Origin of the sequence: Xanthovirga aplysinae, assembly GCF_009711365.1 — a bacterium.
GTDB classification, from domain to species: Bacteria; Bacteroidota; Bacteroidia; order Cytophagales; family Cyclobacteriaceae; genus Xanthovirga; species Xanthovirga aplysinae.
The window spans coordinates 1-6,613 of record NZ_SMMB01001017.1; the positions used below are offsets into that span (position 1 = coordinate 1).

The 6,613-nt window shown below is 38.2% G+C and carries 3 protein-coding genes; all 3 read left to right on the top strand.

The window, feature by feature from the left end; genetic code table 11:
• Positions 1–18 precede the first annotated feature (18 nt).
• Positions 19–2,409 carry an ABC transporter permease gene (locus E1171_RS10510; RefSeq protein ID WP_155205964.1) on the top strand — a complete coding sequence of 797 codons (2,391 nt, stop codon included), beginning with the start codon at positions 19–21 and terminating at the stop codon, positions 2,407–2,409.
• 177 nt (positions 2,410–2,586) lie between these two features.
• A complete protein-coding gene (locus E1171_RS10515; RefSeq protein ID WP_155205965.1) occupies positions 2,587–4,044 on the top strand; it encodes a serine hydrolase domain-containing protein in 1,458 nt (485 codons plus the stop codon).
• Positions 4,045–4,311: 267 nt separating this feature from the next.
• A partial coding sequence (locus E1171_RS10520; RefSeq protein WP_155205966.1) for an ABC transporter permease occupies positions 4,312–6,613 on the top strand: 2,302 nt, incomplete at its 3' end.

Consider the following 6,613-nt stretch of genomic DNA (forward strand, 5'->3'; position numbering starts at 1 on the left):
TAATTTCCATATTCTACCATGTTAAAAAACTACCTAAAAATTGCCTTTCGGAATTTAATAAAAAATAAATTTTACACCTTCATTAATGTAATGGGTTTGGCAGTAGGGATGTGTTGTTGCCTGCTGATCTTTTTTTGGGTACAAGGTGAATTAAGTTTTGATCTCCACCATACAAAAATTGACCGCTTGTACCGCTTATCTGGTGATGTAGCTTTAGGGAATTCAAGCTGGAATAGTGCCGACATCCCCTTTCCAATAACCGACGCCATAAAAGAAGAAATCCCGGAAGTAGAAGAGGTGGTTCGCCTCCAAAAAAAGCCAAACACCATCCTGGAATTTGAGGCAAGTTCTTTTAAGGTGGAAAATGCAGCCTATGCTGATTCCTCCCTATTTGATGTCTTCACCATTCCCCTCATCCAGGGAAACCCTGAAACCGCTTTGACCACCCCCGGTTCTATGGTGATTGATGAAGAATTAGCAGGAAAAATATTTGGAAGAGAGAACCCCATTGGAAAAATGCTAAAAGCAGACCAGGGGAAAACTTTTATGGTGAGTGGAGTTTTTAAAAAGATACCTGAAAATTCTCATTTTCATTTTGATGCTTTTTTTGCCTTGTCAGGATTAGGAGAACAATTAAATACGCATTGGCTTTATTTTGCCTACAATAGCTATGTAGTGTTAAGAAAAGGGACAAACGCGGAGGTACTGGAAAAAAAGATGCTTGACATTTCCAAAAATCATCTCACTTCGGTTTGGGCACAACTTGGCCAAAGCTGGGATGATATGGTCAAATCCGGAAATAAAATTGAGTTTTCTTTACAGCCTGTTAGGGACATTCACTTGTACTCAGATTTAATGGGAGAACCGAACGGAAACATCCTTAATGTTTATATTTTTTCTGCTATTGCAATACTCATTTTGTTAATTGCCTGCATAAATTTCATCAACCTGTCAACCGCCCGTTCATCTAAACGGGCAAAAGAAGTAGGGGTAAGAAAGGTTTTGGGAGCATTACGACCACAGCTTATTCGTCAATTTTTGGCAGAAGCTTTTCTGTTGACATTACTGGCTATGATTGTAGCTATCCCCCTTTTAGAAATAAGCCTACCAATATTTAACGATTTGGCATCAAAACAAATTAACCCAGAATATTGGGATAATTTAGGGCTTTGGGTCATACTAATTACAATATTTCTTTTGACGGCCGCTTTATCAGGTAGTTTTCCTGCTTTCTATTTATCCTCCCTGGACCCATCCATTGTTTTAAAAGGGAATTTGGGAAAAGAAATAAAAAAAGGGAATTTAAGAAACGGATTGGTGATCCTGCAGTTTGCAGTTTCTATCTTTTTAATCGCAGGAAGTATTGTGATATATAATCAATTAGATTTTTTAAAGAATACCAACCCTGGTTTCAACAAAGACCAATTAATTGTTTTAAATGACACCCAGCTTTTGGGCAGCCAAACAGAAACTTTCAAACAGGAACTATTAAAAAAATCCGTATTTAAATCCGCTACCATTTCTTCCTCTTTTCCTACTGCCCCCCCGAAGGATAAAAGGGATTATAATGCGGAAGACCAAAACTATGGGCAAAGTATTACCATGGAAAACTGGAAAGTGGATTATGACTATTTTGAAACCATAGGCGTTCAATTAAAGGAAGGGCGCTTCTTTTCCAATAAATTCCCATCCGATTCTTCCGCTGTACTGATCAATGAAGCTGCAGCCAAAAAGTTCGGATATCCTCAACCGGTCGGGAAAAATATCATTAGCGGAGTAGGTACTTTTTCTATTATTGGAGTAGTGAAAGATTTTAATTATCAATCCATGAGAAATAAAGTTGCTCCTCTAGTTTTCTTCTTAGGCCGTAGCCCAGAGAATATCACTTTTCGATTTGAGCCCCAACAATCGGCCCTGGCCATTAAAACATTAAAAGAAAGCTGGAATAAATTTGCAACAGGCAAACCCTTCAGTTACAATTTTCTAGACCAGCAATTCAATGATTTGTACCAGCAGGAAGAACAAAACGGAAAAATAATGAGTGTTTTCTCTGCCCTGGCCATTTTCATTGCCTGTTTAGGATTATTTGGACTTGCCGCCTTCACCGCCGAACAACGTAAAAAAGAAATAGGGGTACGAAAAGTATTAGGAGCTTCTATCAAGGGAATTGTAATGCTGCTATCAAAAGAGTTTACTAAGCTTTTATTAATGGCGTTTGTTATTGCTTGCCCATTAGCTTGGTGGGTAATGGATGATTGGTTACAAGGATTTGCCTACAGAACATCCATGAGCATGGGGGTATTTCTATTGGCCGGGCTGATCTCCTTTGTAGTCGCCTGGATTACTATGAGTTACCATGCCATTAAAGCGGCAACGAATGATCCGGTGAATGCTATTCGGTATGAATAAAGGCAAATTGTAACTTGGGAAAGTTCCTAAAATTTTTGCGAATTATTGAAAGAATCTTGACCTCATCTTTTTCAGAAAGGCTCTAAGGTAATAGAAAAAATCAATTAATTAATATCAATGTTATTTTTGTAAAATCTAATTTATTTCATCAATTACTACTAAATATGAAAAAATGATATGTATAAATTATTTACCACCAACATCCTTTTATTAGGACTATTTATTAGTCCTAACCAATTTCTTCAAGCCCAAATAAAGTTGAGTGAAAGCATTTTTCAAGAAATAATGACTGCTGATAGCTTACTTTTTGAGGAGGGGTTTAATAATTGCAATTTCGATGCACTACAGCAGCTTACAGATAAAAATATAGAATTTTATCATGACCAATCAGGTACAACCTTTGGGCAAGAGAATTTTATAGAAACCATAAAAAAGAATATCTGCTCCCTGGATTATCGACCTAAAAGGAAATTACTGAAGGAAAGTACTGAAATATATCCACTAAAAAATCAAGGGGAAATTTATGGTGTGGTCCAGAATGGCGTTCATGAATTTTATGCTGTAGAAGGAGGAAAAGAGCCTTTCTTGACCAGTACAGCCAAGTTCACCCATCTATGGATGAAAAAAGAAAACAAATGGATTCTTCAAAGGGTTCTCAGTTTTGATCATAAAGGTGCTAAGGAATTCAAAACCAAACTTGAAAAAGGGATCTTCGAAGATGAAGCAGGTATAGAGGATTGGCTCAAAGAGAACAAGGTTCCTGCTCTAGGAATTGCAGTCATTAAAAATGGCAAATTGTCTAAGGTAAATGTTTATGGCCACATTTTTAAGAATGAGCCTGCTCCCTATAATACCATTTTTAACGTCGCCTCTCTAACCAAACCCATAGTGACCATGCTGACCCTAAAACTTGTAGATAATGGAGATTGGAGCTTGGATGAACCTCTATATCACTATTGGGTTGACCCCGATGTTAAAAACGACCTTAACAGTAAAAAGCTAACAACACGCCATATTTTATCTCATCAAACAGGTTTTAAGAACTGGAGGAAGGGGAAGTTAACGTTTGATTTTGAACCGGGCACAAATTTCAACTACTCGGGAGAAGGTTTTGAATATCTTAGAAATGCTCTGGAGGCGAAATTTAAAATATCACTAGAGTCTCTTGCCGACTCATTAATCTTTAAACCATTGGAAATGAATGAAAGCTGGTTTACCTGGAGTAATTCAGTGGATGAAGAAAGGTTTGCAAAATGGCATAACAGTGAGGGAGAAAACGAATACTCCAATTTTAAAAGAAAAAATGCTAATGCTGCAGATGATCTTTTGACCACAGTAGAAGATTATGGAAAATTTGCCGAGTTTGTTTTAAATGGTGCGGGTATTACGGATGGATTATTTAACGATATGTTAAGTCAACAAAATGGAAAAGAACACAATACGAAAATGGGTTTAGGCTGGGAAATAGTGCCTAACATAAAAAATAATAAATATGCCATTCTACATACAGGCGGGGACGATGGAGTAAAAACTCTGGTCATCCTGTTTCCAGAATCCAAAGAAGGTATGGTCGTACTTACAAACGGGGATAATGGCAATAATTTATATGGAAAGTTAATCGAGGAGGTTTTATAAGGGAAGTGATTAAAGTTTTGACCTTTGAAATTTCTCTTTACCTAAAGAAAAAGTTTTTAACAGAAAGGAGTTCTTCTTGATTTTAGGAACAACGGAAGGGTTTAAATAACTATACACCGTCCGTCAGCAGACAAAGGCGTCCGGTGGAGGACGGTAAATATTCATAAAACTCTATTTACAGCCCATTAAGGGCTGTTTTTTATGGCATACTTCTTGAAAAACATTAAACGGGAATAAACAGCCAAAAATTTATTTTATCTTTCAGCCATGTTTAAAAATCATCTCAAAATTGCCCTTCGGAATTTACTCAAACATAGGTTCTACACCTTCATCAATGGGTTGGGGCTGGCCGTAGGGCTGGCCGCTTTTTTATTGATCGTTTTTTGGGTAAAGGATGAATGGAGCTATGATAAATACAATACTAAAATAGACCGTATGTATCGGGTGACGGTAGATTGGGGTTTAACTAAACCAAACCAACAAATGGCCTATTGTCCCATATTCTTAGCGGAAAAATTCAAGGAGATTTATCCGGAAATAGAAGAAGCAGTACGGATTATGGACATAGGAGACCATACCATAAACTATAATGAAAATAATTTAAAAACAGATAAGGTGGCTTATGCGGGCGCTGGTCTGTTTTCTATTTTCTCTATTCCTCTTGTAAAAGGAAATCCTGCCACTGCTTTGGTAGCACCTAATTCCTTGGTGATCGATGAAAGCACGGCCAAACGGCTATTTGGAGAGGAGGACCCACTAAATAAAATGGTGGTATTGGATAATAATGAAAATTACAAAGTAACCGGGGTATTTGAGGATATACCTGCTACTTCCCATTTCAAATTCAATAGCTTTGTTTCCATCGAAAATCTTTTGAAACAGGATTGGACAAAGGAGTTGACCGCTCATAGTGTTTGGACCTACCTGCTTTTAAGAGAACAAACCGACCCTAAATTACTTGAAGCCAAATTTCCACAAGCAATCAAGACGTATCTTTCCGGTGACATTTTGGAAATGACAGGTGTACCGTGGGAGGAATTGAAGCAAAATAACCTGAATTATGACTGGAAATTACAAGCGGTTAAGGACATTCATTTGCACTCCATTGTAGATGGGGAAAAAGGAGACATTATTTACGTCTATGCCTTTTCCTTTATTGCCGTTTTGATTTTGTTGATCGCCTGCATCAATTATATTAATCTGGCAACGGCTCGCTCAGCAGACCGTAGCAAAGAAATTGGCGTTAGAAAAGTAGCCGGAGCCTATAGAACCCAATTGGTCCGGCAGTTTTTAAACGAATCTTTACTTTTGAGTTTGATCGCTACCCTTCTTGCTATCGGATTAGTGGAGCTATTCTTACCTGCTTTTAACCAGGTGACAGGAAAATCTATATACGTGCAGTATTGGGGCAACTGGCCGCTTCTTATAAGCTTACTATTGTGTCCTTTGTTATTAGCCCTTTTATCTGGTTTCTACCCTGCCTTCCTTCTTTCTGGTTTTCAACCTGCCCGGGTATTAAAAGGAAAACTTAATTCCGGAATGAAAAACACCCGGTTTAGAAACATCCTGGTGATTATACAATTTTCCATTTCCATCTTCCTGACGGTGAGCACCCTTGTCCTTTATCAACAAATAAACTTTATTCAAAATAGAGATATAGGTTATGCAAAAAATCACCTTTTAATAGTGGAAGACACCCACCTTTTAGGGAAACAAAAAGAAAGCTTTAAAGAGGAATTATTACATAACCCACAATTTTTCAGCGGCACCTTTACCAATTACCTTCCGGTGGACTATTTTAATCAGGGGACCATTTTGAAGGGAAATGGACAATACAATAGTTTTGAATGCAGCACTTTGTTTGTGGATTATAGCTATGTCAGCACCCTGGGTATGAAAATGAAAGATGGAAGGTACTTTTCACCTGATTTCCCATCTGACGCTTCCTCGGTAGTACTTAACGAATCAACCATAAAGAAGCTGGGATATGAAGAACCCATAGGACAAACTATTTCAGCATGGGGCGAGGAGTACACCATTATAGGAGTGGTAAAAGATTTCAATTATTCCTCCATGAGGAACCGTATAAAACCCGCTGCTCTTTTTCTGAAACCTAACAATGGGGTGCTTACCCTTCGGATTGATGGCAACAGCACCAAGGAAGCCATTGCCTTGGTGAAAGAACAATGGGCTAAAATGGCCTCAGGACAACCCTTCTCCTATTCTTTTATGGATGAGCACTTTGACAAAATGTACAGGAAGGAACAAAAAACCGCCAGGGTATTATCCCTCTTTTCCGGCTTAGCTATTTTCATTGCCAGCTTAGGCCTTTTTGCCCTGGCCGCCTTCACCTCCGAACAACGAAAAAAGGAAATTGGAGTACGGAAAGTATTAGGATCCACTGTCCCATCAATTGTATTATTGCTATCTAAAGATTTTGCCAAACTCATTTTGATTGCTTTTGTAATTGCCTCCCCTATCGCCTGGTACGTCATGAACGATTGGCTTGAAGGCTTTGCCTATCGTACCTCAATTGGGGTTGGGGTATTTTTAATAGCCATAGGCCTCT

What these genes read in the sequence shown, in the direction of transcription:
- E1171_RS10515 (WP_155205965.1), top strand. Translation starts at nt 2,587, where the DNA reads ATGTATAAATTATTTACCACCAACATCCTTTTATTAGGACTATTTATT.
- E1171_RS10510 (WP_155205964.1), top strand. Translation starts at nt 19, where the DNA reads ATGTTAAAAAACTACCTAAAAATTGCCTTTCGGAATTTAATAAAAAAT.